Raw genomic sequence first — 25056 nt, 5'->3', positions numbered from 1 at the left:
AGTCTAGTCAGTTTAAATAATGCCGTTATACTGTCAACCAATTTTAATAAAATTGGTTTACGTTAAGCTTTATGACTTCTTCCGATATTGAATTTGATCTACGCCATATTTGGCATCCCTACACCTCCATGACCAATCCTCTTCCGGTTTACCCTGTCGTTGGCGCTTCTGGGATGGAACTAGAGTTGGCTGATGGCCGTAAGCTGGTGGATGGCATGTCTTCCTGGTGGGCTGCCATTCATGGATATAACCATCCGGTACTGAACCAAGCCGCTAAAATTCAGATTGATAACATGTCCCATGTCATGTTTGGCGGAATTACCCATCCACCCGCAATCGCACTTTGCAGGCAATTAGTGGCAATCTCCCCGCCATCACTGGAATGTGTTTTTCTGGCTGATTCAGGTTCTGTCGCAGTGGAAGTGGCTCTGAAAATGGCATGGCAATACTGGCAAGCAAAAGGTGAGAAACGTCAGCGGATTTTGACATTACGGCACGGTTACCACGGTGACACATTCGGCGCTATGTCTGTCTGTGATCCCGACAATTCAATGCATAATCTCTACAAAGGCTATCTGCCACCCCATCTATTTGCCGAATCGCCTCAGTGCGGGTTTGATTCTCAATGGGACGAGCGGGATATCATGCCATTTCGCACTTTGCTGGAGCAGCATGCCCTTGATATTGCCGCGGTGATCCTTGAACCTATCGTACAGGGTGCTGGAGGAATGCGAATTTATCATCCTGAATATCTGCGTCAGGTCAGAATGCTTTGTGATCAGCATCAGATCCTATTAATTGCGGATGAAATCGCCACCGGCTTTGGCCGCACAGGAAAATTGTTTGCTTGTGAACATGCTGAAATTGAGCCAGATATCTTATGTGTAGGGAAAGCGCTGACAGGCGGCTATATGACACTATCAGCAACACTGACAACCCGTAAGATAGCTGAAACAATTAGCAATGGTGAAGCAGGCTGTTTTATGCATGGCCCAACATTTATGGGCAATCCATTAGCTTGTGCCGTAGCAGAATCCAGTTTGAACTTATTATTACAAAGCCCTTGGCAACAACGGATTAAATCAATTGAAAACCAATTAAAGAGTGCGCTGATGCCACTAAAACACCATGCAAAAGTGGCTGATGTTCGGGTATTAGGTGCAATTGGCGTCGTAGAGATGGAACAGCCCGTGAATATGGCGGTGCTACAACACCATTTTGTTTCTCAAGGTGTCTGGATAAGACCATTTGGCAAGCTGATTTATTTGATGCCACCTTATATTATTCAACCGGAGCAACTTTCACGCCTGACAAAGGCTGTCTCTGGTGCAATTAATTTGTAATTTTCCTTTATTAAATAAATTCTTCTGAATTTATTGCTGAGCAGTTAATAAAGCTAAGTTTCAGTTCGATCAAAAAAGGCTCCTAATTGGGTAATGTCAGTCAGTTAAGTAACTGACTGGCTGTTTTTCTGTACTTATACCCACTGGTTTTGCGAAGACTGATAATTGATGACATGAACGGCCTACCGGCCTGATGAGAAACCTAACATAAAAATTGGCTCCTTGAAGCCGGCACAGTTTTAAGGTTCATCAGGCGCGGAACTCATCGAGGCGCAGGCTCCTTGCCTATAGTGACGCCGGATAGATTTAAGCAAGCCCAAAATTCATCAAAATAAGTGTTGCAAAAACGAGGGCGACCATAGAATTTTTATGCTCTCCAAGATCGTATTTTCACTGACATGATATCGGGGGCAACGGACGAGCGGAAAGGTTTGCAACGGCTTCTTACACGGGCAGAAAAAGATGACATCATCATCTGTACTAAAATGGACCGTCTGGGCCGCAACACTTCCGACATGATCCACATTGTGGATGCCTGTTATAAAAAAGGCATTGCCATTCGTTTTCTTGAAAATGGCCTCAGCACTGAAGGCTCAATGGGGAAAATGGTGATTCAAATACTAGCCGCCGTTGCAGAGGCTGAACGGGAACGCATCCTTGAACGCACCAACGATGGCCGGGTTGCCGCTATGGAATCGGGCGTTAAATTTGGACGAAAACCACACAAGAAATCGGCAATAGCCCAGGAACTTATCCGCCAGAACCAACCTACTAAGATTGTCATGGAAAGAACGGGGATTTCCCGCGCTACTTACTTCCGATTAAAAAGGGGCAATTAAGCCCCTGTGAAGTGGAGTTTCAGCCCTAACGCTTTTGTTATTTTCATCATAGCGCTGAATGTTGGATTACCTTTTCCTGAAAGCGCATGATATAGCCCTTCTCTGGACATACCGACCTCTCTTGAAAGCTCGCTCATGTTTCTGGCTCTGGCAATATCACCCAGCGCAGACAGTACCAATTCCAGATCACCATCTTCCATAATTTCATTAAGATACATTTGTATTTCTTCTTCACTGTTTAAGTGTTCTGCAATATCGTATTCTTTCAGTTTCATAGCTCCCCCTCAATCTCTTTGTAAATGGCTTTTGCGATGGCTATATCTTTTTGCTGTGTACTTTTATCTCCTCCACACAACAAAACAACGATTACTTTTCCGTGATTTTTTAGATAAACCCTGTAGCCTTTACCTTCATGAATCCGCATTTCTGAAAACCCTTCCCCTACTGGCTCTATATCGCCAGAATTACCGTTTTTCAGTCTGCGAATTCGTGCCTGAATCTTTGTTTTTGCTCTGATGTCTTTTAGGGCATCAATCCAGTTATCAAATGTTTCTGTACTTAATACAGTTATCATTCTTTGCCCCTTATACTTCGATAATTAAAGTATACGCCATATTTTTTTATTGCCAAATATATCTGACACAATAAAGGGGCATTTTTTTCTGCCCCTTGTTTTTAAATTAAAACATTGCGTAGCCTTGCTGGAGAGCGACGGCAAGGGAGTGAATCCCCGGGAGCATAGATAACGATGTGGCCGGGGTGACTGGGGTGAGCGAGTGCAGACAACTTGAAAGATGACGGGTATATATGGCCTTTCCTTCATGTCATATCTGTAGGTACCAAAACCAATTCCATTTCATCTGCAAGCTCTCTAAGTTTTTCGTTAACCTCTTTAGAAGTAGCGGCGGACTCTGATTCAAGAGACACATGCAAATCTTTTTCTTCCACCCGATCTCCAAAAATTATTATTGCTTTACCGCCGTGCTGCTTAGAGGGCCATCGAATTGCTTGAGCATCAGGATTGTCATGATAAATTTTTGCTGCCCAGAGCTGAGTAATATGATAATCCGATGCTTCTGATTCTACGAGTTGGCCTTGAATAATCCCCCATTTCTTCAATATTCGTGGGTTGATATCCACATACTTGATGTCTTTTTTTGGCGTAATTTGGCTATACGCTAAATCATCTAGTTTACTCAGTTCAACAGGTATACCGGCGCAATTTAGTGGAATATCATGCAAAATCGTCTCCATAATAGCGACTCCTACGTTTTCACCTCCATAGAGTGTTGGAACAAAGATTCCATTATTTTTGAACGGGCTAAAACGGGCATTACCAACACCAGGATTAAATTCAGCGCCTTTAAACTCGGCTTTATGAATACGTTCAATAGGTGTACCCGCTTTCCATTTTTGGATTTTGGCTGCTGTATTCTCTGGGGGAAGCGGTATATCTTCTTGAAATTCTTTTTTATCATCAACTATGACGCGGCCCTTCAGCTTCTTCTTTGGCTGCCATATAAACATCATCAGGTTGAGTTAATACAAGGTCCTTTGGTTTTTTATTACCAAGCCAGCTATTTGGTGTGCCGAACCAAATAGCGATTGACCAAGGGGTCTTTTTGTCTCCAAACAGCGCAAGGGTTTTCTTTATCACTGGTAACGGTTGGCCGCCTTCGTCTAGAGCATACAATGGGAATAGGTCTTTGCCATTAATTGGCAATGCGAATATTTTTTTCGACTTTTTCAAACGATTTGCCGCAGCGCTGGAATTCATTGATTTAGATCCGGCCAATTTGCTAAGTTCACTTGCAGTCAGCCACTCTGAATCAGTAATGATCTGATTTTTTAATTTTTCAAGGCGTGCTTCATTACGGGAAGCAAATCCAATTTTTGAAGATGGTTCGGTCATAACAGACCGATGTTTGTTCTTATTGAATGTAGTGACAGCGGTTACTGCACTAGCTATTGCCAACTTAATATCATGATAATCAATTGCTCTTGGCAACTTTATTACCACATATTGATCTGCCTCATCAGCGGGAATTTCAGACAAATTGATATGTTTGGCAACATCCTTGTCATTTGATAACTCAATTGAAAGAAAGTCAAAGCTAACATTCTCCGATTTGGATTGCGATTTAGTCATCATACTGCCTCCCTACTGCATCTGTTTGAGTTCGTATTTTGCGTATTTTCGTTATATGGATGATATTGCGTATTTGTTAAAAGTACAAGAATTGGTGTAGTTGCATCACACGAGGCTTCCATCAAAGCGCTTTCAACGGGATTTTGTCGTGAATATCACATGCACAACCCGTTCGGCGCGGTCCGTTTTGCGTATAACAAGGCGCTGCACATCAAAAAGCATGCTTATAGAAGTCACGATGTGAGTTTAAATCCGCGCAAAGACCTCAAACCGCTACTAGCGGTCGCGAAGAAATCACGCAAATACGCCTCTGCTCAAGGTATGTGACGCCATCACGTTACAGCAGTCGGGGAGCAATCACTGGATGAGTTTAGTGAAACCGGGCAGACATAGAAAACCATTTTTGCATCTGTCCGGTTGAATAACTGCAAGATTTGGTGTTGCATTAGCTCAAACTTGATCTGGTGCCTACCGGTTATTTGCATCAATGCCTATCAAATTAAACCGTAACTAGCACACACGATCACCGTTAACATCCAATAATCTTTTCAAATTCACAGGGCCAGCACCGTGACCCACATTGGGCCTTTACCTACTGGATAGCGCGTCAATTCAGTCAACTTACCGGTATATTTATCAATAGAAGAGACTGAAATATGGTCAGACTTTTGACCGGATGCAATCAGATATTTTCCACTGTGATCGATCGCAAAACCACGCGGCTGAGTTTCAGTTTTATAGTGCCCTGCCAGCGTCAAATTAGAACCATCTTGCGAAATAACAAAATGGCTGATCAAACTTGAAGTCCGTTCACTGGTATAAAGGTGACGACCATCCGGTGTAATATGAATATCTGCAGACCAACGAACTCCCGCTAAATCCGCCGGCAATGAATCAATCGTCTGAATAAACCGGTATTTTTCCCACTTGCGATAAACATCCACTGTAGAATCCAGCTCATTAATACAATAAATCACCTGCTGATTTGGATGAAATGCCATATGACGAGGACCCGCACCCATTGCGGTAGTGATTTCCTCAGCACGTTTTTCTGTTAGATAACCCTCTTCTGCCATCTCAAAAATACGGATGCGATCTTCTTTCAGACAAGGAACCAATAGTTGTTTATTATCCCAGTCAATATTAGCCGAATGCGGTGCTTGCAAGCCTGCAATAACCTGAACAGGTTCGCCCACAATACCTTGATCATCAATTAAACTAACACTCAAATTGTTATAACTATAGGAAGCAGAGAATAGAAAACGGCCCTGTTTATCAGTAGAGATATGAGTCGGGCTACCCGGTATTGATGAAATCCCCTGTTGTGCCAGTTCTCCTCTAGAGCCAATCTGGTAAGTGACAATACTGAATTGTGGCCGGATGCCAACATAAAGATGTTTACGATCCGGGCTAACCACCATTGGTTGTACTTCCCCCGGTACATCAACTGTCTGAATGAGTGATAACTCACCTTCATTATTCAGGCTCCAAACATGAATCTGACAACTGTTTGGACTCGCCGTATAAACCACTTGTTTCATCTTCACTCCTTAATTATCCATGACCATTTTATTGTGCTGTAACGACTCGATTGGTTTTATCGGTTAAACTCACCGCACAATTGGTGTAGCTTTATTCAGTTTCAATGTAATATCCTTACATTATATATAGTTATGAGGCTAATTTATGTCATATCGCATCATTGCACTGGATCTGGATGGTACACTACTCGATCCTCAAAAAAATATCCTGCCAGAATCACTCATTGTACTAAACGAAGCACGTAAAGCGGGCATTAAGGTGCTAATTGCTACTGGCCGTCATCATGTTGCTATCCACCCTTTTTATCAGACTTTGCAACTCGACACGCCTGCCATCTGCTGTAATGGTACTTATCTGTATGATTACCATGAAAAGAGCGTTTTAGCCTCAGATCCACTGTCAACTCAAGAAGCTATAAAAGTTCTCAGCCACTTAAAAAACACAGATATTCACCGTCTGATGTATGTAGATGATGCCATGTTATATGAAGAACCGTATGACACAGTTGTCCGTACCATAAAATGGTCTGAAACCCTACCTGAATCTCAACGCCCAACTATGCGACATGTTAATAGCTTTCAACATGCTATTGACGAAGTACAGTCTATCTGGAAATTTGCAACCTGCTCTCCTGATTTAGTAAAACTGCGGGAAGTGACTGCACACATCGCAAATGACACAGGTCTTTCGTGTGAATGGTCATGGTTCGATCAAGTGGATATTACTAAGAAAGGTAACAGTAAAGGTATGCGCTTGAAACAGTGGGTTGAAGCACAGGGAATGAAGATGAAAGATGTCATTGCTTTTGGTGATAACTTTAATGATCTGAGCATGCTGAAAGCCGCTGGACTCGGTGTCGCTATGGGTAACAGTGTGGATGCGATTAAAGAACAAGCCGATCTGGTGACGCTGGATAATACTCAGCCGGGTATTGCCGAAGTTATTCGCAAGTATGTTCTTTAATTGCTTGTCTGACAAGATTACTGTGCGGGGAACCTTCCGATAAGCTCCCCTTTCCTTTGCTATTTATAGCAGAGACTACAATTGCCGATGAAGAGAAACACTTTTTATCTGAGCATAAAGCCACTGACCAGACCGCAAATTAAGTTCATCCCTTGCCCACGGAGTGATCCTTGCCCATAAATAGTGGCCACTCAACACCAATTTGACATCAACGTGTCCACTATCATCAAAGAACTCAACCACTTTCACCGCTAAAATATTACGGATACTACTGCCGCGAGGAGGTTCCAGTACTAATGAAACATCTGAAGCATCTATTCTGATACGCAAATCAGTTCCTGGTTGAACATCCATTTTCGGCAACCATAAAGCCTGGTCAGCGAGTGCCACCGCTGTCATTTCATAACGATTATGATGTTCAACCATTGAAACATTCAGAATACTGCTAAGAGTCTCCTTTTGTAACCAAAGACGTAATGCACTACTGGACCAAACCTCTTCCAATTTTCCCGTTGCCCTGACTTTTCCGTTATCCATGACGAGTACATTTTCTGCCAGACGAAGAATCTCATCCAGATTATGGCTGACATATAAAATTGGGATGTTGACCTCTCCAGAAAGTTTTTCAAGATAAGGCAGTAGTTCTCTTTTACGGGGGAGATCCAACGATGCCAACGGTTCATCCATTAACAACAGATCCGGTGCTGTCAATAAAGCACGACCGATAGCAACCCGCTGCTTTTCACCGCCGGACAAGGTAAGAGGAAAACGAGATAGTAAGTGCTCAATTCCTAGCAAACTAACAATGCTATCAAATTCCGGCTTCATCTCCGGCGACATTCCGTATTGAAGATTACCTTTTACTCGATAGTGAGGAAAAAGCCGGGCATCCTGAAAAACATAACCTATACGGCGCTGCTCTGGTGACAAGCAGATACCTTTTTCAATATCAACCAGCACATGATCATTGAGGACAATCCGCCCTTTCTGTGGGCGTATCAAACCGGCGATAACATTTATCAGTGAAGTTTTCCCGGCGCCAGAAAGGCCAAAGACAGCCGTGATCCCCTCAGTGGGTAGCTGTGTATTGACCTGTAAATGAAGATCACCAAGTTGTTGCTCAAAATCCAGCTCTAACATGTTGCTCCCAAGCGTCTCCTTCCCCAACGGGTTAACCATTCAGAAACCATCAGTGACATCAACGCTAAAATAATGGCAATGATGCACAAACGAGCCGCAGCCGTTTCTGCTCCAGGTGTTTCAATCAAGGTATACATTGCCAAAGGGATTGTCCGCGTTTCGCCGGGAATATTGGATACAAAAGTGATAGTTGCGCCAAATTCACCCAATGAACGGGCAAATGCCAAAACAGCACCCACAATGACCCCAGGCAAAGAGAGCGGCAATGTGATAGTAAAAAATACCTTAAACGGATTTGCGCCCAAAGTACGAGCAGCCTGTTCCAGCCGCCGATCAACACCTTCCAGCGCCAGACGTATCGCCCTAACCATCAATGGAAAAGCAACAATAGCAGAAGCCAGTGCAGCACCACGCCAACTGAACACAAAGCTGATGCCAAACCAGTCATATAACCATTCACCGATAAATCCACGACGCCCCATACTGATCAACAGCAAGTAACCCACCACCACGGGTGGTAACACCAGCGGCAGATGGATAATGCTGTCAAGTAATGATTTCCCGGGAAACTGGAAACGAGCAAGAATCCATGCCATCAAGATCCCAAATGGCAGACTAAGTAGCACTGCCATACCGGACACTTTCAGACTCAGGATGATGGCTTGCCATTCGTATTCACTCAACATCACCAAAAAATCTATACCCGTCATCTTTCAAGTTGCCTCTTTGTTGGCTGCACTCTCTCACCCCGGTCACAGAGTTTGCTATGCTCCCGGGGATTCGTTCCCTTGCCGTCGCGATGCATCTTGAAATCCATAGGGTATATTCCTAAAGTGGGTGAAAACCATAACGTTTAAAAATTTCAACGGCTTTAGGGGTTTTCAAATATTCATAAAAATCGAGAACGGTGGGATTACTCTGATCTTTGATAATCGCCATTGGGTACTCAATAGGTTTGTGGCTCTCTTCCGGGAAAACCCCCACCACTTTGACTTTATCACTGGCAACGGCATCCGAGCCATAAACAATGCCCAATGGAACTTCAGCACGCTCCACCAGCGCCAAACCACTGCGCACATTACTGGTACGCGCCAGCAGAGGATTAACCCTCTCCCATGCTCCCAAATATTGCAGAGACTCTTTAGCGTAAATGCCCACTGGAACATGATCTGGATCACCAACAGCAAGACGACCGTCCTCTAATAAGGATTTCCATTTGGTTTCTTTATTAATATCAACTTTATTGAATCTACTCGCTTTCGGTGCAATCAGAACGAGTTGATTTCCCAACATAGTCAACCGAGTTTCATCAATAATCAGTTTCTTCCCGGCAACATAATCCATCCACTGTTGATCAGCGGAAATAAAAATATCTGCCGGCGCCCCTTGCTCAATCTGACGAGCCAAAGTGGAAGATGCAGCATAAGACGCCACCACTTCACCTTTTTTCTCTCGCTTATACAGCGCCGCAATATCATCAAGTGCGTTAGTCAACGAGGCGGCAGCGAATAACGTGACTTTTTCCGTAGCCCATGCTTGCCACGTCAAAGCAAAAGAAACGACAACGCCGACTAGCAGTTTGCCAAAACTCTTTTTCATTTGTTTTCCACCTGTTTCTTACCTATTAGTTCGTCGTGTATAACAAGATATAACGTCAATTGGAAGAGTGTTCCAATATTAATCGGCAAATTGTGAGCAACTTTTACTATCTAATTTAATTCGAAGTAAAATACTGTAATAGAAAAACCAAATGAATAAAATGGAACTGATTATGATTAATTAAGACAAATTACCCGGTTAATCACCGGGTAATCAGAATAGCATCTGGTGTAAAAGAAATATTAGTTTTACTTTTCAGAACGGCCAATACGGGAAACGATATTAAACAGTTCCCCGAGACCATAAATTAAACCTAAAATGCCGACCGTCACTACCGGTACCATGACCAGGGCGAAAGCCATACTTTTAATCAACTCAAACATGGTAGCCTCACACAATGGCTCATTAAATGAGCCAACAACATAACACATTTTTAACCATAGCGGATAATACCGCTATAATTAGTACCATTCTAGACAAAGACAGACAACTGTAACCGGCTAAACGTGCGTTTTTCGAGTTAGCCTATAAAAATTTACGATTATATTTACTAAAAAAAACTATCATGCAAGCCGAAATTCTACTAACACTGAAATTACAACAACGGTTATTCGCAGATCCACGGCGAATATTATTACTAAAACAGATTAAAATAACGGGTTCTATCAGTCAGGGAGCAAAACTGGCCGGCATCAGTTATAAAAGCGCTTGGGACGCAATTAACGAAATGAATCAGTTGGCAGACGAAATACTGGTAGACCGTGCTACAGGTGGTAAAGGCGGTGGCGGGACAAATCTTACCCATTATGGCGAACGTCTATTGCAACTTTACGATCTACTAACACAAATTCAGCAAAAAGCCTTTGATGTGCTAAAAAATGACCAACTTCCCCTCGACAGTCTGTTAGCGGCCATTTCCCGTTTTTCTCTGCAAACTAGCGCCCGTAACCAATTCTTTGGCACAATTACTGACCGTGACCATAATCAGGTGCAGCAACATATCCGCATCTTGCTGACAGATGGTCAAACATCACTGAATGCGGCATTAACAGAACAAAGTGCTAACCGTCTTGGCTTAGTAAAAGGTAAGGAAGTATTAGCGCTCATTAAAGCGCCTTGGGTGAAACTCACTAAAGAGCCGTTCTCTATCGGTCATTTCGACAATACCCTGACAGGGCTAATCAGTAACATTGAAACGGGTGAAGAGAACACAGAAATTATTATTGTTCTTGATGGCGGTGAAATCCTCTGTTCTACTCTGCCCAATCAAGAAGTAAATAACCTGAAACTACATTCTGGAGATAAAATCACTGCACTTTTTAATGCTGACCAAGTGATTATTGCTACTCTGTGTTAAGAATTGACTCCATTATCACTGAACAATTCGGAATATCCAGGAATATTATGGTGTTACGTACCTTATACCTCCCCTAATGTCCGACATTAAATGTTAATTAAAAGTTAATATTGACATTCCGCGGCATTCCGCTTATTTGTGGAAAAATATTTGCGTTGCTTAAAAAGGAAGAAAAGATGTCTGAATTGCAAATAACGCAAGGCTGTTTCCGTTTAAGTGATACTCGAACCTTGCAGTTATCATCACTAAAAATAACCTCTGGCGAAAATTGGGCTTTCATTGGTGCTAATGGTAGCGGAAAATCATCATTGGCCCGCGCACTTTCAAATGAACTCGTTCTACTTTCCGGCGAACGAAATTGCTCATTTCGCAGGTGCGCCCGCGTCTCTCTAGAACAATTACAAAAACTGACGGAAGAAGAGTGGCAACGCAATAATAGTGATATGCTCAGTGATGATGAAGATGATACCGGTCGCACTGCGGCAGAAATTATCCAACTTTATCATAAAGATAATGAACTTTGCCTGGAACTGGCAAAACAGTTCGGTATTATGGATTTACTTTCCCGTCGTTTTAAATATCTTTCTACTGGTGAAACCCATAAAACATTACTTTGCCAGGCACTGATGGCTTCACCTGATTTGCTGATTCTTGATGAACCTTTTAATGGTCTTGATCTATTTTCCCGTGGTCAACTCGCTGAATTATTGGAAAAATTGTCATCAAAAGGAATCGTTTTGGTACTTATCCTTAGCCGGTTCAGTGAAATCCCAGATTTTGTTGATCAGATTGGCGTATTAGCGGATTGCCAGTTAACCTCTATTGGCATCAAAGAAAAAGTGATGTCAGATTCCTTGGTGGCTCAACTGGCACACAGTGAAAAACTGAACGGTATTCATTTACCTGAACCAGATGAATTTCCTGTCAATAATCAGCTACCGCCCGATCAACCGCTGATTATCCTACGTAACGGTATCGTTCAATATAATGATCAGCCAATTTTGCATGGACTAGATTGGCAAGTGAATTCAGGTGAACATTGGCAAATTATTGGCCCAAATGGTGCTGGAAAATCAACGCTTTTGAGTCTGATTACCGGAGATCATCCTCAAGGCTACAGTAATGAACTGATCCTGTTTGGCCGTCAACGCGGTAGCGGCGAAACCATTTGGGATATCAAACGCCATATTGGCTATATTAGCAACAGCATTCATCTGGAATATCGTGTCAGTATCAGCGTTCGTAATGTGATTCTGTCCGGTTTCTTCGATTCAATTGGTCTTTATCAGGCAGTATCGGATCGCCAGCAGCAACTTGCTGATGAATGGCTGGCTTTACTGGGATTATCTACTCAGATTGCCAATGGTCCGTTTCACCGCCTTTCATGGGGACAACAACGGCTGGTTCTAATAGCTCGCGCACTGGTTAAACATCCGGCTTTATTGATTCTTGATGAACCTCTGCAAGGGCTTGATCCACTCAACCGTCAGTTAATATTACGTTTTATTGATATCATGATCGCTGATGGCGATACTCAACTACTGTTTGTTTCTCATCATCAAGAAGATGCGCCGCAATGCATTACTCACCGACTGATATTTATTCCTGATGGTGATCTATACCGCTACAAAACAGAGAAAGTTTCTGATTGATTTCTGACAGTTCCCCGTTATGCGGGGATCTTAATGAGTCTAGCCAATTTTCATCACTGCCATTTCTATTAGTACCTTAATGAGGTGATTAATCCTTAACCAAAGAACCTGAATTAAGGAACGACGATTACCAGCATAAGAACTTCTCCGACCAGTGAAAAAAACATCGCAATTTAGTTATCATGCATTATTATTTTTGCTCACTAAATAACATCCATCATCGATTTTTGGTCTGCTTTTCAGATCGTTTTTTAATTTGTTAAAAATAAAGGGAAATTATATGATTTGGGGTTTACTTGCTGCATCACTGGCGTTATTAGCTATACACCGCACCACTGCACTGATTGTTCTACTGGCCGCGGTCATTACCGGATTCGTCACGCAAACTATGGCCTATCCGGCAGTCGCCACTATTGCGATTATTTTTTTGTTAGGTGCGCTACGTATCTATTTTCAACAAAATAACATCATTAAAATCACAACTGAATTGCTATTACTCGCCTTTGCAGTGGCATTATTTTTACATCTGCTCCCCGGTTTTAATAACCTGAAATATCTCGATAAAGTTCAAGTAGGCCCTCATAGTGCTCCATTCTCAATGTATTTCAACTTTGACAAAGCACTCATTCCTTTCCTGCTGTTATGTTGCATACCTGGCCTATTTACAACAAAGCCACTGACCAAAATTCAGCCTTATGCCTGGATAATCTTAGCTATTGCTATTCCTGTATTATTAAGCATAGCAACGGCTCTCGGAGGGCTCGCAGTTGAACTGCACATGCCACAATGGTTACCGATGTTTATATTGGCCAATATTTTCTTCGTTTCTCTGGCAGAAGAAGCGCTATTCCGAGGTTATATCCAACAGAGATTGAGTCAGTGGATTAACCCCTATTTTGCCCTGATCATCACTGCTTTGATTTTTGGTGGCGCACACTTCGTCGGCGGCCCATTATTAATGATTTTTGCTACACTTGCCGGATTAATATATGGGCTAGCATGGATGTGGAGTGGCCGTCTGTGGGTCGCTGTTGGGTTCCATTTCGCGCTCAATTTGGTTCATTTGCTGTTCTTTACTTACCCAATCAAGTTGGTGACTGCGTTATAAACGTGTCAAACTTGCCCGGTGGTATCTATTCAGCAATCTGCAAGCAATTCAGCTTTTCAAGCAAATAAAGTTTGAAACAAGACTATTGATTGCTGTTCTGGTGCATAGGGCAATATAATGCGCTCAGTTATCATTAAGTTTGATTTTTAAGGAGTTTAAGCTATGGCTGTCACTAAACTGGTTCTGGTAAGACATGGCGAAAGCGAGTGGAACAAAGAGAACCGTTTCACTGGCTGGACTGACGTCGCGTTATCTGAAAAAGGTCGCGCCGAAGCTCAACAAGCAGGGCAACTGTTGAAAGAAAAAGGTTTTGTTTTTGATTTTGCCTACACCTCCGTGCTAAAACGCGCTATCCATACGCTGTGGAACATTCTGGATCAAGTTGATCAACAGTGGTTACCTGTTGAAAAGAGCTGGAAACTAAATGAACGTCATTATGGTGCTCTGCAAGGTTTGGACAAATCAGAAACCGCAGCTAAGTACGGTGATGACCAAGTTAAACTGTGGCGTCGTGGTTTTGCTATCACCCCACCAGATTTAACTAAAGATGATGAACGTTTCCCAGGCCATGATCCACGTTATGCAAATTTGAAGCCAGAAGAGTTACCCGTGACTGAAAGCCTGGCAACGACGATTGAACGCGTGATCCCTTACTGGGAAGACGTTATCAAACCGCGTGTTGCTCAAGGTGAGAAAGTGATTATCGCAGCGCACGGTAATTCTTTGCGTGCTTTGGTTAAATATCTGGATAATATGAGCGAAGAAGCCATTCTTGAGCTAAATATCCCAACAGCAGTACCTTTGGTTTATGAATTCGACGAAAACATGAAACCAATCAAACATTACTATCTGGGTAACGCTGATGAAATCGCAGCAAAAGCCGCGGCGGTAGCAAACCAAGGTAAAGCGAAATAATTCATTGCCGATAAAAAATTGCTGACACCCTATTTTCCAGCAAACATAAAAAACCGGAGTTGTCGATTCCGGTTTTTTTACATTGGAAAAATGTTATCAGCCACAACGCGCTTTTATTGCCGACGACAATTGACGTAATAAAATTTCAGTATCAGCCCAACCAATGCAAGCATCAGTAATACTTTTACCATATACCAATGGCAGACCGCTATCCGGGTTCTGATTTCCTTCTTCCAAATGACTTTCTACCATGACACCAATAATCGCTTTCTCCCCTGCGATAAGTTGCCGACTCACATCTGAACACACATCCATCTGCTTTTTAAATTGCTTAGAACTATTGGCATGACTGAAATCAATCATAATTCTTGCCGGCAAACCGGCTTTTTCCAACTCTTGCTTCACGGCAGCGACATGTTCAGAACAGTAATTCGGTTCTTTACCACCACGCAAAATAATATGACAATCGTTGTTTCCGCTAGTATTTACAATCGCGGAATGTCCCCACTTAGTGACAGAAAGGAAACTGTGAGGAGAGCCCGCTGCATTAATCGCATCAATGGCAACTTTTATCGCACCATCAGTACCATTTTTAAAACCAACCGGACAGGAAAGGCCAGAAGCCAACTCACGATGGACCTGAGATTCCGTTGTACGAGCGCCAATTGCTCCCCAACTCATCAAATCGGCTAAATACTGTGGAGAAATCATATCCAGATATTCCCCCGCAGCCGGTAGCCCCATATCATTAATATCCCGTAACAACTGACGAGCTAAACGCAAACCATCATTAATATCAAAGCTATGATTCATATGAGGGTCATTAATTAACCCTTTCCAGCCAATGGTTGTGCGCGGTTTTTCAAAATAAACTCGCATGACAACTTCCAGATCCTCTTTCAGCTCTTCACGCAATTCATTCAACCGCCCGGCATATTCCATTGCTGCTTTAGGATCATGAATAGAACATGGCCCAATCACCACCAACAAACGATCATCTTCACCCGTCAGAATTTGATGAATCGTTTTACGCGCCTTACGTACTGTAAATGCAGCCTTTTCAGTTGCTGGAAATTTTTCAAGTAGTGCCACAGGAGGTAATAATTCTTTTATCTCTTTAATTCTTATATCATCATTCTGATAATTCATAGCCCTCTCTCATCTACATCTTTATCTATTTAATTAAAGCAATCTTGTGATTTTAATCTAACTGTTAGAAGCCAAACTGTAAATATTCTTTGTAGAGAATAAATAAATCAATGCTTAACTCAAGACATAGCAAGATATAGTCAAATGTGGCTAATTCCATTCTTATAGTTGAAATATCTTTAGAAATGAGAATTATCAAAGTAAATACCTAAAAATATGCCAGAAATCGACAAAACAATTCTCTGGCATAGTTAGCAAACTATTTCACATGAGACAATGGCAAAGAATGGTTCTCCTTAGCTGCCTGAACCCACAAACGGGAGCCATTAAATGCAATACCCAAAAGAATCACATACTGCAACGACATTGCCAGCACGCCTTGATGGAAATAGATAACAACGCTTATCACATTGATAACCATCCATACCAGCCAGTTTTCAACATATTTGCGGGTCATCAGAATCATGGCCACAATAGATAGCACTGTCATTGTCGAATCCCAGAATGGGAATGCATCGGGTTCCAATATCGGCATCTGAACATTAAAGCCAAATTTTTGCATAATCGTAACGGCAATCTGAGTCAGATAACCGAAGACTCGATCAATATTAAAAGTCATAATGGCAATCAATAGCACAGAAATTAGACTAATTATTACCGCCTTATGCAAACTTAACCAACGTATTTTAAGTTCAATCTGCTGCTGATCATTAACCCTGCTCCAGGCATACCAACCATAAATATTTGCCGCAAAGAAGAATAATTGCAGCAATAAACTGGCATAAAGTTGAATTTGGAAGAAAATCACAGCAAATAATGTGACATTAATTAGCCCAAACAAATAGTTAATTATCTTCTCCTGACTGGCAAACCAAATACATAACAAGCCAGCGATCGTACCTACCGCTTCAATCCACGATAAATCATATCCTCCTTTTCCCAGAGGAATATTGACTAATATATTGTTAATACTGAAAAAATCCATCTGTTATATCCTATTATTATCTATACCCGTCATCTTTCAAGTTGCCTCTTTGTTGGCTGCACTCACTCACCCCGGTCACATAGTTTGCTATGCTCCCGGGGATTCGCTCCCTTGCCGCCGCGATGCATCTTGAAATCCATTGGGTATACAATAAAATATTACCTTCATTATTCAATTTTCTATTTTAGCTGAGTTGCAAAATCAAGCATCCTATTTAAAGGAATAAGTGCCTTTTCCCGTAATTCTTTTTCAACCAATATCTCATGCTGACCCCCTCCCTGTTCCAACCCCTGAACGATGGCTTGTAAACCATTCATTGCCATCCACGGACAATGAGCGCAACTACGACAACTCGCCCCTTCTCCAGCCGTAGGCGCTGCAAATAACTGCTTCTCAGGACACGCTTGCTGCATTTTATAAAAAATACCTTTATCTGTTGCCACAATCAGTTTCTGATGCGGCAAAGATTGCGCTGCTTTGATTAATTGGCTGGTCGAACCAACAGCATCAGCCAGATCAATAACAGCATGTGGCGATTCAGGATGAACCAATACCGCAGCATCGGGATGCAGACCTTTCATCCTTAGCAAGGCCTGAGTTTTAAATTCATCATGAACAATACAAGCCCCCTGCCAACACAGAATATCGGCTCCTGTTTGTTTACGGACATAATTCCCCAAGTGGCGATCGGGTGCCCAAATTATCTTCTTTCCCTGACTATCCAGATAATCGATCAGTTCAACAGCAATACTTGAAGTCACAACCCAATCTGCTCGTGCTTTAACGGCTGCTGATGTATTTGCATAAACCACAACGGTACGATCAGGATGGTCATCACAAAACTGGGTGAACTCTTTTTCAGGGCAACCAAGATCTAGCGAACACTCAGCTTCCAGCGTTGGCATTAAAACACGCTTTTCCGGGTTGAGAATTTTGGCGGTTTCTCCCATAAACCGCACACCGGCAACTAATAAAGTAGAGGCCGGATGATTATTACCAAAACGTGCCATTTCCAATGAATCGGCAACACACCCTCCTGTCTCTTCAGCTAAAGCTTGGATCTCAGGGTCAGTGTAATAATGTGCGACCATAACGGCATCCTGCTGTTTTAGAAGGCGTTTAATTTTTTCACGGTAATGTTTTTTTTCATCCTTACTGAGAAAGGCAGGTTTAGGTGGGAATGGATAAATGGTTGAATTAAAATCAATATACTGGTTCATTACTTTGATTCTCTGTTTAGTATATGGTTTTAAAAAGCGATAATTTTGGTTTTCAGGCCGAAAATTTGCCCAGATTTGTTTAATATACTAAACAAAATGATCAATTTATAGTAATTTATCGCGAGATATTTTATCTATGATAGGATGGCTAAACAGAAAACATTATTATATTTATAAAAGCTGTTTTATTAAAGCTATTTATTAAATTATTTTTTAATTAAAAAATAAGGAAATCCCAAGCATGAGAATCGTTTTACCGGCTTACCCTCTTTTTAATAACGAATTAAAATCAATAATAAATGCACTTTTAAAAAAAGTGTTAATTGAATTTAATCGAAGTCCATTAACCATTAGCAATGAGTTAAAAAGAAATTAGAACACAACAAAATATTATCCGAATAACTGGTATTTAAGCGTTTTCTCTCCGTTATTTTATGAACAAAGACATAAAAGATAACAAAATAAAAAAGCGGACAAAACAGTTAATGTGGCAAGATTTAAGCTCTGAAAAAAGCTTGATTATCCTAAAAAACATAAAGGGTAGCGACTGATAAAAACGACTCAAGACTGCCAGTAATACCGCATTAATAAAGATAAAAATCGGGTATGATTAATGTTTTTTAAATATAAAACACGATACACCATTTCGACTTTGAAAGACAAACTATCTTTATCTCGAAGCCGGTGGTTTTAACATTTTACATAAAAGAGTAAATATAGCATCTAATAAGGAGTCTGCTTTGTGATGTGATTCAACATTTTTGTTAACAAACAGGTTTTCTAATTTGACAACAAATATTAATTTTACTATAAATTAAGTTACAGTTGCTATATTTTAAGTTGGCATTTAGAAACTGGTGAAGTATTAAGTAGGTTATTTTAGGATCAAGATTATGCGAAAAGAATAATTAATCTAGATAAAGAAGAATTTATTGTTTATGGTGAAAATAGTAAAGTAAAAGAATATATCATGCATGACAATGACATATTACTTACAAAAATAGTGAATTAAAATGATAAAAATTACTGATTTATGCTTTAGTTATAAAAGTAGAGAAATTAAAAAAAATATTTTTAAAAATATATTTTCATTAAATTAAATCGAAATAGTTTTATTTGAAAATATAAATATTGAAATATTTGACGATAGCAAGATTATAGGATTACTGGGGAGGAATGGCGCCGGAAAAACAACTTTAATAAAGCTGATTTCCGGTATTTTAACTCCAAATTCTGGAAATATTACTGTTTTTGGTATTGATTCAAATGGAAGACCTCTTAATCTTTTATCTAATCTTGGTATCGTTTTTGGCAATAAGTCAATGCTTTGGGATGAGTTATCTCTCTATGAAAATATTGAGCTTTTTTCTAAGATATATAAACGTAATTATGATAAGAATAGTGTTGAAAATATGATAGAAATGTTGAACCTGAATAGCATAGCAAAAAAACCTGCAAAAACGTGCTCTTTAGGTCAATCTGTAAAATCTAACTTATTAATACACTTTCTTAATAGGCCAAAATTACTGATATTGGATGAACCAACAATCGGATTAGATATAGAGTCACAAATTCTATTACGCAACATTTTAAAAGATTATGCTCAAAATAATGAAAGTAAAATACTAATTACCTCACATAATATGATAGATATTGCGGATGTTTGCAAAGATATTATCTTCTTGAAGGATGGTGAAATATCAAAAATACATCTAAATAAAAATAATTCGAAAGAAAAGAATGCGCTATATCTAGAGAGGCTTTTCTGTGATAATTAAATTTTCTTTTATTGAAACCATTAGGGCTAAGAATATAATATTTGGTTACTTATTTATAATTGTAACATTATATGCGGTTGAACTATCTTTTTGGGATACCATGACAAAATCAAATGGTTTTGTTAACTATACCCTATGGATTTCAAGAAGCATCGCGACGGCAAGGGAGCGAATCCCCGGGAGCATAGATAACTATGTGACCGGGGTGAGTGAGTGCAGCCAACAAAGAGGCAACTTGAAAGATGACGGGTATATACGCATGATGAGATAATAGTTTATATATTATGGTCTGTTATTATATTTCAATTGACAAGTATTACCGGATTTCCAGAAAATTTATCGTTCCATATTGAAGATGGTAGTATAGATAGACTAATTATAATGCCAAAATCCATACTATTATATTATTCAGAATATGCTTTCGGACAGATATTAGCTAGATTATTTATAATGTCACCATTAATTTCATTCATAATTATATACCAAAAAGACATTCCTAATATTATATATCTATTTATTTCGTTATGTATAGGGTTGTTTATCAATTTGTACTTAACAATGATATTGTCATGTATGGCATTCAAATTTAGAGGCTCGTACTCTTTTATCATTATTAAGGATACTTTGTCATGGGTCCTTTCAGGTGCGTTGATACCATTAGATGTGTTTGGTGACTCTTTAAAATCAATATTTAATTATATTCCGTTTCAATACATTACCTATATTCCAGTTAAATTTGCAACAAATTCAATATCTATTTATTTTATATTTAATGGATTCTTAGTCATGATGTGTTTAATGATGATTTTTAATTTTATTTGGAATTATATGTTAAAATACAATCAAGGATATAATGGTAATGCTTAGAGTTATATTTATTGGTTTTAAAAGTGGATTATCAGAAGCAAAAAGAAGCCCATTAAATTTTTGGTTATCCGCTTTTGTTAATTTTAGTTACTATATAGCACAAGCTTTTTTTTGGTATGCTATTTTAAATTCACAATCTTCAAATTATATTTTATCTGATGATTTTGTTATTATATTTTTCACTACAGTATGTTTAATCGATAATTTTTATCTTTTTTTATTTGGTAAAGGAAGCTTCTTGCTGGTTAAAAAAGTCAAGTCATTAAAGTTAGAACCTCATTTAACGTTACCTATAAATACTCAATTTTTATATGTCACTACAAATATTGCATTTGAGCATTTTTTATTGTCATTCCTATCTTTAGTGTTATTTTTTACTGTACATATTTACCTTGGTACTAATATTTTGTTGGTTTTTTTACATTTGATAATGGCATTAGAAGGAGTCTTAATACTTACTTCAATTACATGGATCATAAGAACAACAATATTTTGGACAGCTTCATTAGTTAGTATTAAGAACTCAAATCCTTGTTTTAAAGTATTGGTGAGACCTGAACAATCTTTTCATGGTATAGTTCGTTTTATTTTAATGTTCATACTTCCGTGTCTATTTATAACTGGTGTTCCAGCTTCAGTAGCAAGTGGAATAATGAGTATGAAATGGTTTTTTATTCAAACTCTGGTCACATTGATTTTAATTTTTATAGCGAAATTGGTTTTTGATATTGGTGTCAAAAGGTATTCGAAATATATAACGTGAGGAAACGTAATGAAATTGGAAATTATTTCAGTAAGCTATAGTTCACATTCTAATTCAGGTAAAGTTGGTAATTCCTTAGATTTATTTAAAATAACCAAAAAAATAAAGCCGGACTAACCGGCTTAATTCTTACTTCAAGCTGTTTCAGCCACTAGAATTATGCAGCCTTTACGATGTAGTTAAATGCCACGTTACGGGGCCTATTTTCGTTAGCGGTTGGGACTTGTCTTGATGCATCAATGTCAAAATAGGTAAGATCAGTACTACCGCCATTATTTGCTGAACGTGTATCTGCCGTACCATATCGCAACGATGCCATGACACCATTCACAATAGGCGTCTGGGGAGCACCGCCCATCTGAGCATGTATAGCTTGAGTTGACCCTGTAATATTTCTGATTGCATCTCCCTGCCAAGACAAAAGCCCACGACCACTATCAACACCACGATTATCATCCCATCCGCGGATAAATTCTCCTCTTAAATCAGGTAATCTACCGCCAGGATAAGCCTCCGCCAACTTCGGATACTGTGATTTATTAAAAGGTGAGCCATTACAAATAAAATAACCGAAAGGAGGATAGAGTAACGGCCAGGGAATAGGAGAACCAACAGGAATTTCACCGACTGTTTTAATCCGGTTATCTATCTCTTCGCGGGTATAAGTATGCTCACGTAATGAGTTTATTTCTTGCTGAACAAGCTTTTGCGTCACTGCCAATGTATCACTATTGCCAATCACATTTGTAAGCTGAACAACCCCTTTTTGTGTTAATGAAGCATTGGGCATATCTGTTGTAATTTTTTGTGCTATCGCTTTATTTAATTGAGCGGTAAGTTTAGCTACATTTCCATCATCCAGAATATCATTGCCAGATTGTGTCGCGATAAAATCAGCGACGACAGATGATATAGTTGATGACTGACGTAACACCTTATTTAACAAGTGAGTGGGAACATTATCCGGAGAAAATCCCACCTGCAAACCCAAGTTTTGTTCATATTTTTCTTGACTAATGACATTTGCATTACTACTAATAGAAAAAGCCTTAAAATCATTTTTAGAACTCATATATTTTCCTTAAATTAAATAATGTGATTTTATAATCAACCTCTTGAATTATTGTAAAAATAATCCCCTGTAATTCAGGCTAATCAAAGTCTAGTTCAGGAAAAAAATAACACTGTGTTCTTATTACTTATAAGCTTAACCGTTTTTGTATCATTGGCAGCAATAAGTAGCTCAACATTTTAGAGTCGCTTTCGGCTTTGCAAGAAATGGGGATTAAGAAAATATCTCGATGGTGTGTAGATATGTACATTTGTCGCAAGTACATATTGAAACCCCATCGATGCTATTATGAAATTTTACCGCAAAAATATGGCACATTACCCTTTTTCTGTTTTCAGAATAAAAAAATAAAGCCGGTTACCCGGCTTTATTTCCTTATCTATTCCGTTGCTTGATAGAATAGGTTTATGGAATGACTATAACACTAGGATCTGTTAACGAACATTCGATGTTTGATACTAGGGTGACAGCAATAATATTTACTGTCGAGTTTCTTGATTTATCAAACAAAGAAACCTTTATCACCTCAGTAGAGAGTTTTTCCCCTTCCACTCCATCATTTAACGTAATTATCCTACCATTGTGTTTCAGAGGAAATTCATTTAACAAAATGCTAGCACTCTTTGAAATATCAACATTATCAGACTTAATAATACCTTTTTGTTCAGCTTTCTGTATTACTTGCTGAACATTCCAACCGTTAATATCTGCACAATCATCAGATCTTGTTCCCGCCACAGCGTTAGCAGTAAAAAGCATCGCAGTTAATATCAATATTAGTCTTTTCATTCGACAACCAAATCCATATCGTGCGAGAGCAATATCTCACGTCGTATATCTCTATTAAGAATTATACAACCTTCTGATGAATGTTCAGGATCTTTTCTGCTAGCACCGTGAATTCTAAAAGCACTACGGCCATGCATATCATTATAACTACATGGGTCAAGGATAATAGTCATGGGGCCTTTTGAGCTATTTTCACCGGTTATTTTATAATAACCTCTGGGTATAGGACCTAAGTTTTTTATACCTTCTGATGCAGGATTATTCTTATGTATACCCTGACCACTCCAACCGTGGCCAATTAGCTTCGTATCGTGATAAATTTCACCACTGTATTGTTGATAAATCCACGTCATAGTGCATGCCTCTACTTGAATTATTAATACTAAGTTTCATTTCTACAAATTAAATAAAACCCATATAGCTCATCAATTAGACAATAACATATCTGAATAGTTCTCATACATTACTAAAATAACTGGATTTATTCTCCATATTTTCCTGTAACTTTTTTTGCTTCCAGTTCCAAACTGAATCTTCTGACATATGGACACGAATATCTGGTATTAAAGATTTTCACTTCCGTGTTCTACGGCATATGTAGGCACGCTGGTTGATATAATCCAAAATCGCTTTCGGCATTAGGCATTAGGCATTAGGCATTAGGCATTAGGCATTAGGCATTAGGCATTACACAAGAATACGGCACATTACCCTTTTTCTGTTTTCAGAATAAAAAATAAAGCCAGACTAACCGGCTTTATTCTTACTTCAATCTGCTCCGGCCACTAGAATTATGCTGCCCTTACAACGTAGTTAAATGCAATGTTACGAGGGCGAGTTTCATTTGCAGTACGTGCGACACGTGATGAATCGAAACTAACTGCATACGATGTTCCATTTTGTGTCACATGAGATATTGTTCTCAAGTCACCCTCTAGAAAAACTCCGGATGTGGAATCATGTGGACGCGTCATCAAACCAATGCCGTTACCAGCTTCTAAAAAACCTGTCATTCGCTGCATCGCATCCCCCTGCCACGACAGCATTGTGCGTCCCATGTCCACACCGCGTCCATCATCCCAACCACGAATAAATTCGCCTCTTAAATCAGGTAGCCTACCGTCAGGATAAGCTTCTGCTAACTTTGGGTACTGTAATTTATTAAAAGCAGAACCGTTACAATTGAGATAGCCGACAGGTGGATAAGGCAACGGCCACGGAATAGGGGAACCAATAGGAACTTCACCGACTGTTTTAATCCGGTTATCTATCTCTTCACGGGTATACTCACGTAATGAGTTTATTACTTCCTGAACAAGCCTTTGTGTAACCGCTAACGTGTCGCTATTGCCAATCACATTTGTAAGCTGAACCACACCTTTTTGTGTTAATGAGGCACTGGGAATATCTGTCGTAATTTTTTGTTCTATCGCTTTATTTAATTGATCGGTGAGTTTGGCTACATTTCCATCATCCAGAACATCATTGCCAGATTGTGTTGCGATAAAATCAGCGACGACAGATGATATGGTTGATGACTGACGTAATACCTTATTTAACAAGTGAGTGGTAACATTACCCGATGGAAATCCAGTCTGCAAACTTTGGTTTTCTTCATATTTTTCTTGACTAACCACATTTGCATTATCACTAATAGAAAAAGCTTTAAAATCATTCTTATGACTCATGTACTTTCTCCTTAAATTAAATAATATTATTTTATAATCAACATATTAAATTATTGTAAAAATAGTCTCCCTTGCAATTCACACTAATAAAAGTCTAGTCCAGAAAAAGAATTTGGTTCAACATTTTTGAATCAAAAA

Annotated in this window: 27 protein-coding genes and 1 pseudogene; 12 read left to right on the top strand and 16 right to left on the bottom strand. The window is 39.6% G+C overall.

Features of this window, described 5'->3' with window-relative positions; translation table 11 throughout:
* Window positions 1–71: 71 nt before the first annotated feature.
* Both bioA and SLS51_RS05155 read left to right on the top strand, forming a co-directional pair.
* On the top strand, window positions 72–1343 hold the full coding sequence (bioA, locus tag SLS51_RS05160) for an adenosylmethionine--8-amino-7-oxononanoate transaminase (RefSeq protein WP_323836157.1): 1272 nt from the start codon (window positions 72–74) through the stop codon (window positions 1341–1343).
* Window positions 1344–1729: 386 nt separating this feature from the next.
* Complete coding sequence (locus SLS51_RS05155; protein WP_323836346.1) at window positions 1730–2182, top strand: recombinase family protein; 453 nt, start codon at window positions 1730–1732, stop codon at window positions 2180–2182.
* On the opposite strand, the gene SLS51_RS05150 is transcribed toward SLS51_RS05155, so the two are convergent.
* The 4 genes from SLS51_RS05150 to SLS51_RS05135 all read right to left on the bottom strand — a co-directional run bounded on the left by SLS51_RS05150 (window position 2179) and on the right by SLS51_RS05135 (window position 4331).
* Window positions 2179–2457, bottom strand: a complete 279-nt coding sequence (locus SLS51_RS05150) for an addiction module antidote protein (RefSeq protein WP_323836155.1) — start codon at window positions 2455–2457, stop codon at window positions 2179–2181. The genes SLS51_RS05155 and SLS51_RS05150 overlap by 4 nt on opposite strands.
* A complete protein-coding gene (locus SLS51_RS05145; RefSeq protein WP_323836153.1) occupies window positions 2454–2756 on the bottom strand; it encodes a type II toxin-antitoxin system RelE/ParE family toxin in 303 nt (100 codons plus the stop codon). Before SLS51_RS05145 ends, SLS51_RS05150 begins: the two co-directional genes overlap by 4 nt.
* 245 nt (window positions 2757–3001) lie before the next feature.
* Window positions 3002–3712, bottom strand: a complete 711-nt coding sequence (locus tag SLS51_RS05140; protein ID WP_323836151.1) for an RES family NAD+ phosphorylase — start codon at window positions 3710–3712, stop codon at window positions 3002–3004.
* Entirely contained in the window at window positions 3660–4331 is a 672-nt protein-coding gene (locus SLS51_RS05135) for a DUF2384 domain-containing protein (RefSeq protein ID WP_323836149.1), read from the bottom strand. The genes SLS51_RS05140 and SLS51_RS05135 overlap by 53 nt, the downstream gene beginning before the upstream one ends.
* A gap of 171 nt (window positions 4332–4502) precedes the next feature.
* Between SLS51_RS05135 and SLS51_RS05130 the strand changes: the two are divergent.
* Window positions 4503–4689, top strand: a pseudogene (locus tag SLS51_RS05130) (helix-turn-helix domain-containing protein); the annotation flags it as partial.
* A 196-nt stretch (window positions 4690–4885) separates the two neighbouring features.
* Here SLS51_RS05130 and pgl read toward each other — a convergent pair.
* Window positions 4886–5872: a 6-phosphogluconolactonase gene (pgl, locus tag SLS51_RS05125; protein WP_323836147.1), complete on the bottom strand. Its 987-nt coding sequence runs from the start codon at window positions 5870–5872 to the stop codon at window positions 4886–4888.
* 145 nt (window positions 5873–6017) lie between these two features.
* Here pgl and SLS51_RS05120 point away from each other — a divergent pair, with 145 nt between their 5' ends.
* On the top strand, window positions 6018–6836 hold the full coding sequence (locus SLS51_RS05120; protein WP_323836146.1) for a pyridoxal phosphatase: 819 nt from the start codon (window positions 6018–6020) through the stop codon (window positions 6834–6836).
* 75 nt (window positions 6837–6911) lie between these two features.
* Here the strand turns inward: SLS51_RS05120 and modC are convergent, their stop codons facing one another.
* The 4 genes from modC to SLS51_RS05100 form a co-directional block, all read right to left on the bottom strand.
* Complete coding sequence (gene modC, locus SLS51_RS05115) at window positions 6912–7976, bottom strand: molybdenum ABC transporter ATP-binding protein ModC (protein WP_323836344.1); 1065 nt, start codon at window positions 7974–7976, stop codon at window positions 6912–6914.
* Window positions 7970–8665, bottom strand: a complete 696-nt coding sequence (gene modB / locus SLS51_RS05110) for a molybdate ABC transporter permease subunit (RefSeq protein ID WP_323836342.1) — start codon at window positions 8663–8665, stop codon at window positions 7970–7972. Before modB ends, modC begins: the two co-directional genes overlap by 7 nt.
* A 139-nt stretch (window positions 8666–8804) precedes the next feature.
* Window positions 8805–9575, bottom strand: a complete 771-nt coding sequence (gene modA / locus SLS51_RS05105) for a molybdate ABC transporter substrate-binding protein (RefSeq protein ID WP_323836144.1) — start codon at window positions 9573–9575, stop codon at window positions 8805–8807.
* A 248-nt stretch (window positions 9576–9823) separates the two neighbouring features.
* Window positions 9824–9958: an AcrZ family multidrug efflux pump-associated protein gene (locus SLS51_RS05100; RefSeq protein WP_011145778.1), complete on the bottom strand. Its 135-nt coding sequence runs from the start codon at window positions 9956–9958 to the stop codon at window positions 9824–9826.
* Window positions 9959–10140: 182 nt separating this feature from the next.
* Here SLS51_RS05100 and modE point away from each other — a divergent pair, with 182 nt between their 5' ends.
* The 4 genes from modE to gpmA all read left to right on the top strand — a co-directional run bounded on the left by modE (window position 10141) and on the right by gpmA (window position 14607).
* Window positions 10141–10932, top strand: a complete 792-nt coding sequence (gene modE / locus SLS51_RS05095) for a molybdenum-dependent transcriptional regulator (RefSeq protein ID WP_323836142.1) — start codon at window positions 10141–10143, stop codon at window positions 10930–10932.
* A gap of 176 nt (window positions 10933–11108) precedes the next feature.
* Window positions 11109–12584: a molybdate ABC transporter ATP-binding protein ModF gene (gene modF, locus SLS51_RS05090; protein WP_323836140.1), complete on the top strand. Its 1476-nt coding sequence runs from the start codon at window positions 11109–11111 to the stop codon at window positions 12582–12584.
* 283 nt (window positions 12585–12867) lie between these two features.
* The gene (locus tag SLS51_RS05085) at window positions 12868–13692 is read left to right on the top strand and encodes a CPBP family intramembrane glutamic endopeptidase (protein ID WP_323836339.1); all 825 of its coding nucleotides are present in this window, start codon (window positions 12868–12870) and stop codon (window positions 13690–13692) included.
* Window positions 13693–13854: 162 nt separating this feature from the next.
* Window positions 13855–14607 carry a 2,3-diphosphoglycerate-dependent phosphoglycerate mutase gene (gpmA, locus tag SLS51_RS05080; RefSeq protein WP_323836138.1) on the top strand — a complete coding sequence of 251 codons (753 nt, stop codon included), beginning with the start codon at window positions 13855–13857 and terminating at the stop codon, window positions 14605–14607.
* Window positions 14608–14703: 96 nt separating this feature from the next.
* Here the strand turns inward: gpmA and aroG are convergent, their stop codons facing one another.
* The 3 genes from aroG to nadA all read right to left on the bottom strand — a co-directional run bounded on the left by aroG (window position 14704) and on the right by nadA (window position 17961).
* Complete coding sequence (gene aroG / locus SLS51_RS05075; RefSeq protein ID WP_323836136.1) at window positions 14704–15756, bottom strand: 3-deoxy-7-phosphoheptulonate synthase AroG; 1053 nt, start codon at window positions 15754–15756, stop codon at window positions 14704–14706.
* 259 nt (window positions 15757–16015) lie between these two features.
* Window positions 16016–16741: a nicotinamide riboside transporter PnuC gene (gene pnuC, locus SLS51_RS05070; RefSeq protein ID WP_323836134.1), complete on the bottom strand. Its 726-nt coding sequence runs from the start codon at window positions 16739–16741 to the stop codon at window positions 16016–16018.
* 179 nt (window positions 16742–16920) lie between these two features.
* Entirely contained in the window at window positions 16921–17961 is a 1041-nt protein-coding gene (gene nadA / locus SLS51_RS05065; RefSeq protein WP_323836132.1) for a quinolinate synthase NadA, read from the bottom strand.
* A 1100-nt stretch (window positions 17962–19061) separates the two neighbouring features.
* Here nadA and SLS51_RS05060 point away from each other — a divergent pair.
* The 4 genes from SLS51_RS05060 to SLS51_RS05045 all read left to right on the top strand — a co-directional run bounded on the left by SLS51_RS05060 (window position 19062) and on the right by SLS51_RS05045 (window position 21369).
* The gene (locus tag SLS51_RS05060; protein ID WP_323836337.1) at window positions 19062–19739 is read left to right on the top strand and encodes an ATP-binding cassette domain-containing protein; all 678 of its coding nucleotides are present in this window, start codon (window positions 19062–19064) and stop codon (window positions 19737–19739) included.
* Between the two features lie 100 nt (window positions 19740–19839).
* Complete coding sequence (locus SLS51_RS05055; protein WP_232507904.1) at window positions 19840–20010, top strand: hypothetical protein; 171 nt, start codon at window positions 19840–19842, stop codon at window positions 20008–20010.
* A gap of 35 nt (window positions 20011–20045) precedes the next feature.
* Window positions 20046–20606 carry an ABC-2 family transporter protein gene (locus SLS51_RS05050; protein WP_323836130.1) on the top strand — a complete coding sequence of 187 codons (561 nt, stop codon included), beginning with the start codon at window positions 20046–20048 and terminating at the stop codon, window positions 20604–20606.
* A complete protein-coding gene (locus tag SLS51_RS05045; protein ID WP_323836128.1) occupies window positions 20599–21369 on the top strand; it encodes an ABC-2 family transporter protein in 771 nt (256 codons plus the stop codon). The genes SLS51_RS05050 and SLS51_RS05045 overlap by 8 nt, the downstream gene beginning before the upstream one ends.
* Before the next feature lie 157 nt (window positions 21370–21526).
* Here SLS51_RS05045 and SLS51_RS05040 read toward each other — a convergent pair whose 3' ends face one another.
* From SLS51_RS05040 to SLS51_RS05025, 4 genes are all read right to left on the bottom strand, one after another.
* Window positions 21527–22441, bottom strand: coding sequence for a tail fiber protein (locus SLS51_RS05040; protein ID WP_323836126.1), 915 nt, complete (start codon window positions 22439–22441; stop codon window positions 21527–21529).
* Between the two features lie 405 nt (window positions 22442–22846).
* Window positions 22847–23230, bottom strand: coding sequence for a hypothetical protein (locus SLS51_RS05035; protein ID WP_011145765.1), 384 nt, complete (start codon window positions 23228–23230; stop codon window positions 22847–22849).
* Window positions 23227–23583, bottom strand: a complete 357-nt coding sequence (locus SLS51_RS05030) for a tlde1 domain-containing protein (RefSeq protein WP_011145764.1) — start codon at window positions 23581–23583, stop codon at window positions 23227–23229. The genes SLS51_RS05035 and SLS51_RS05030 overlap by 4 nt, the downstream gene beginning before the upstream one ends.
* A gap of 438 nt (window positions 23584–24021) precedes the next feature.
* The gene (locus SLS51_RS05025) at window positions 24022–24918 is read right to left on the bottom strand and encodes a tail fiber protein (RefSeq protein ID WP_323836123.1); all 897 of its coding nucleotides are present in this window, start codon (window positions 24916–24918) and stop codon (window positions 24022–24024) included.
* Between the last annotated feature and the right edge of the window lie 138 nt (window positions 24919–25056).

It is taken from the genome of Photorhabdus africana (assembly GCF_035181445.1).
Taxonomy (GTDB): Bacteria; Pseudomonadota; Gammaproteobacteria; order Enterobacterales; family Enterobacteriaceae; genus Photorhabdus; species Photorhabdus laumondii.
This window is presented reverse-complemented; position numbering and strand designations above follow the sequence as displayed.

Coding starts and splice junctions, on each gene's coding strand:
- bioA (WP_323836157.1), top strand. CDS start 72: ATGACTTCTTCCGATATTGAATTTGATCTACGCCATATTTGGCATCCC.
- SLS51_RS05150 (WP_323836155.1), bottom strand. CDS start 2,457: ATGAAACTGAAAGAATACGATATTGCAGAACACTTAAACAGTGAAGAA.
- SLS51_RS05145 (WP_323836153.1), bottom strand. CDS start 2,756: ATGATAACTGTATTAAGTACAGAAACATTTGATAACTGGATTGATGCC.
- SLS51_RS05140 (WP_323836151.1), bottom strand. CDS start 3,712: ATGATGTTTATATGGCAGCCAAAGAAGAAGCTGAAGGGCCGCGTCATA.
- SLS51_RS05135 (WP_323836149.1), bottom strand. CDS start 4,331: ATGACTAAATCGCAATCCAAATCGGAGAATGTTAGCTTTGACTTTCTT.
- pgl (WP_323836147.1), bottom strand. CDS start 5,872: ATGAAACAAGTGGTTTATACGGCGAGTCCAAACAGTTGTCAGATTCAT.
- SLS51_RS05120 (WP_323836146.1), top strand. CDS start 6,018: ATGTCATATCGCATCATTGCACTGGATCTGGATGGTACACTACTCGAT.
- modC (WP_323836344.1), bottom strand. CDS start 7,976: ATGTTAGAGCTGGATTTTGAGCAACAACTTGGTGATCTTCATTTACAG.
- modA (WP_323836144.1), bottom strand. CDS start 9,575: ATGAAAAAGAGTTTTGGCAAACTGCTAGTCGGCGTTGTCGTTTCTTTT.
- SLS51_RS05100 (WP_011145778.1), bottom strand. CDS start 9,958: ATGTTTGAGTTGATTAAAAGTATGGCTTTCGCCCTGGTCATGGTACCG.
- modE (WP_323836142.1), top strand. CDS start 10,141: ATGCAAGCCGAAATTCTACTAACACTGAAATTACAACAACGGTTATTC.
- modF (WP_323836140.1), top strand. CDS start 11,109: ATGTCTGAATTGCAAATAACGCAAGGCTGTTTCCGTTTAAGTGATACT.
- gpmA (WP_323836138.1), top strand. CDS start 13,855: ATGGCTGTCACTAAACTGGTTCTGGTAAGACATGGCGAAAGCGAGTGG.
- aroG (WP_323836136.1), bottom strand. CDS start 15,756: ATGAATTATCAGAATGATGATATAAGAATTAAAGAGATAAAAGAATTA.
- pnuC (WP_323836134.1), bottom strand. CDS start 16,741: ATGGATTTTTTCAGTATTAACAATATATTAGTCAATATTCCTCTGGGA.
- nadA (WP_323836132.1), bottom strand. CDS start 17,961: ATGAACCAGTATATTGATTTTAATTCAACCATTTATCCATTCCCACCT.
- SLS51_RS05055 (WP_232507904.1), top strand. CDS start 19,840: ATGACAAAATCAAATGGTTTTGTTAACTATACCCTATGGATTTCAAGA.
- SLS51_RS05045 (WP_323836128.1), top strand. CDS start 20,599: ATGCTTAGAGTTATATTTATTGGTTTTAAAAGTGGATTATCAGAAGCA.
- SLS51_RS05040 (WP_323836126.1), bottom strand. CDS start 22,441: ATGAGTTCTAAAAATGATTTTAAGGCTTTTTCTATTAGTAGTAATGCA.
- SLS51_RS05035 (WP_011145765.1), bottom strand. CDS start 23,230: ATGAAAAGACTAATATTGATATTAACTGCGATGCTTTTTACTGCTAAC.
- SLS51_RS05030 (WP_011145764.1), bottom strand. CDS start 23,583: ATGACGTGGATTTATCAACAATACAGTGGTGAAATTTATCACGATACG.
- SLS51_RS05025 (WP_323836123.1), bottom strand. CDS start 24,918: ATGAGTCATAAGAATGATTTTAAAGCTTTTTCTATTAGTGATAATGCA.